The 1,728-nt window shown below is 51.9% G+C and carries 3 protein-coding genes and 1 tRNA gene; 1 reads left to right on the top strand and 3 read right to left on the bottom strand.

Going from position 1 to position 1,728, the window contains the following annotated elements; all coding sequences use genetic code 11:
* The 3 genes from ACN0IC_RS14910 to ACN0IC_RS14900 form a co-directional block, all read right to left on the bottom strand.
* Nucleotides 1-293, bottom strand: a 293-nt coding sequence (locus ACN0IC_RS14910; RefSeq protein ID WP_416879562.1) for a hypothetical protein, incomplete at its 3' end; no start/stop codon positions are given.
* Between the two features lie 11 nt (nt 294-304).
* Entirely contained in the window at nt 305-604 is a 300-nt protein-coding gene (locus ACN0IC_RS14905) for a hypothetical protein (RefSeq protein ID WP_039926282.1), read from the bottom strand.
* 428 nt (nt 605-1,032) lie between these two features.
* Nucleotides 1,033-1,109 (bottom strand) — tRNA-Met (locus ACN0IC_RS14900).
* A 238-nt stretch (nt 1,110-1,347) separates the two neighbouring features.
* Here ACN0IC_RS14900 and iscR point away from each other — a divergent pair.
* Nucleotides 1,348-1,728 (top strand): Fe-S cluster assembly transcriptional regulator IscR (gene iscR / locus ACN0IC_RS14895; RefSeq protein ID WP_416879561.1); only part of this gene is annotated, 381 nt, incomplete at its 3' end.

Below are 1,728 nucleotides of genomic sequence, written 5' to 3'. Positions count from 1 at the left end.
TCTTTGTGGTGCTCTTGACCTACTTTCATCCAGTAAGCGCGTTCGGTTCCTTCCAGTTCCCAGACTCGTTTCCCCTGTGGAGTCATGAAACAAAGCGCGGAATTACTATGGTTGCCTTCGCTTTCACAAAGGGCGGTCATTGATGCGGCTTGGGAGGCTTTGCGTTGTTCTTCGGCAATGGCTCGCGCAATCCCGGCGGCTGAATTTCCGATAGCCTTAACGATCTCTTTACTGACATCAGCTTGGGCGAAAAAAATAATACCGAGGAGTAGTGAGGCTATCAGGTATTTCATTATCTATTTTCTCAGCGGTAGCGGTACTTGTTCTGCATGTGCCTGTCTGTATCACGGCTCATCTTGATGGCCTTTCGTCCTTGTTCTAGTGCCCGTTTTCTTCGTTCACCAGTCATTTGGTATGCGGCTTGATAACTACCAGGTGGACGGTGGCATTCTGCAATTTTCTTTGCACTTTCGTAGTCTGAACAGATGGGCTTGTACTTGGTGATGCGCTTTTCAAGCACGGCATCGGCTAGAGCGGTATTGGATAAACCAAAGAGGAGAGCGACAGACAGAGCAAGCTGCCAGCCTTGGCGTGGTGTGTTCATATCCCTTCCCTGAGATTGAAATTTATTCTGTGCTGAACTTTATGAGCTGTGTTCAGTAATCATGTGCAGATTTTATTCTATTTGAGAACTATCTTTGCGCTGCGCGCTGGATGACCTCTATTCCTTGTTGCGCGACGCAGTCCGCACCAACTCACCAAGGATATCATCCTGTTTTATCTCGAGATCTTCAAGATACGAGGTTTTGCCCCGTGCGCGTGTTTCTCTGTTTTGCCAGGTCGAGGCGCATTGGTTCACACCTCGAGAGTTGCTCCTACAGCCCAAGGAGAGAGGAGAAGGGGGCGCTGACTCGGACAGAGCAGGTGTTGTCAGCCTGTTGAGTGGCGCATAAAGCTTGATGCGGCCGCGGCGCGACTATCGGCGGCCACAAAAAAGGGTTAGAGATCGCTCTCTAACCCTTTTTCTTTGTCTGGTAGCAAGGGGCGGACTTGAACCGCCGACCCCAGCATTATGAGTGCTGTGCTCTAACCAGCTGAGCTACCTTGCCATTTGAGGTCGCGAATTTTCCGTGAGGTGGGGGCGGGTGTCAAGCATTGCCGGTGAGGCTGGGTAATGTTTGATCAGAAGTTGCCTGTAGGGCAAGGAATCTGCCATAGTTGCCGTGTAAATGAAAATCACTATCATTTGCTGGCTGGGTTCGTTAGTCTTGCAAAGCAAGAATACTTGACCAAATTGCTCGGGATTACTACTCTCACTCTTTAAATACACGCAAGAAAGGTGTGGATATGCGTTTGACGACCAAAGGCCGCTATGCGGTAACCGCGATGCTGGATCTGGCGCTGCATGCAGCGACGGGGCCTGTGTCGTTGGCGGATATTTCCGAGCGTCAGGGTATTTCCATTTCCTACCTGGAACAGCTGTTCGCCAAGCTTCGCCGTAATGGGCTGGTGAGCAGTGTGCGTGGCCCCGGCGGCGGCTATCAGCTGAGCCGGGAGAGTGAGCAGATTGACGTGGCGGCGGTGATTGCGGCGGTGGATGAATCGGTGGATGCCACCCGTTGTGGTGGCCATGGGGATTGTCAGGAAGGCGATACCTGCCTGACCCATCATCTGTGGTGCGATCTGTCCGACCAGATTCAGGATTTTCTCAGCGGTATTACGCTGGGT

This window comes from Litorimonas sp., assembly GCA_029936425.1.
Classification (GTDB): Bacteria; Pseudomonadota; Alphaproteobacteria; order Caulobacterales; family Maricaulaceae; genus Litorimonas.
This window is presented reverse-complemented; position numbering and strand designations above follow the sequence as displayed.

Bases quoted from the DNA above. Each gene is read 5' to 3' on its own strand.
- ACN0IC_RS14905 (WP_039926282.1), bottom strand. From the start codon at position 604: ATGAACACACCACGCCAAGGCTGGCAGCTTGCTCTGTCTGTCGCTCTC.